Source organism: Marinitenerispora sediminis (genome assembly GCF_003336425.1).
GTDB lineage: Bacteria > Actinomycetota > Actinomycetes > Streptosporangiales > Streptosporangiaceae > Marinitenerispora > Marinitenerispora sediminis.
In genome coordinates this window covers 1-328 of sequence record NZ_QEIO01000402.1, presented here as the reverse complement: position 1 = coordinate 328, position 328 = coordinate 1, and the positions used below count along the sequence as shown (strand labels likewise).

The following is a 328-nucleotide window of genomic DNA, read 5'->3' as shown; positions in this document are numbered from 1 at the left end:
GGGGGAGCTGACTCGTTCGACGGGATCGGCGCCCCCGCGCCGGAGCGGGCCGGCGGCATGGCGGCCGTTCCGGGCGGCTGCGGGACGCTGGGAGGCGGGACCGGCTCCCCCGCACGGGCGCACGCGATCGTGCCGTGCAGTGCCGCCGCGGCCGCCGAACCGCGCGCGCACCGGCCGTCCGAACCCGGGAAACGGGATTGAGGACGTCCGGAACGGCGTCCCGTGCGAACTCCGCGGCCGCCGGGCGCCGGCTCCGCGGCGGCCCGCGTCCCGGCCGCACGAGTAGCCCCAGTGGCGCGGGCTCCCGCACGGCCGCTCCGGGGAGGGA

At 80.8% G+C, this 328-nt stretch carries 1 protein-coding gene; it reads left to right on the top strand.

What is annotated here, in order from left to right; translation table 11 throughout:
• Nucleotides 1-201: hypothetical protein (locus DEF28_RS28720; RefSeq protein WP_233515569.1), on the top strand; the 201-nt coding region annotated here is incomplete at its 5' end.
• Nucleotides 202-328 lie beyond the last annotated feature (127 nt).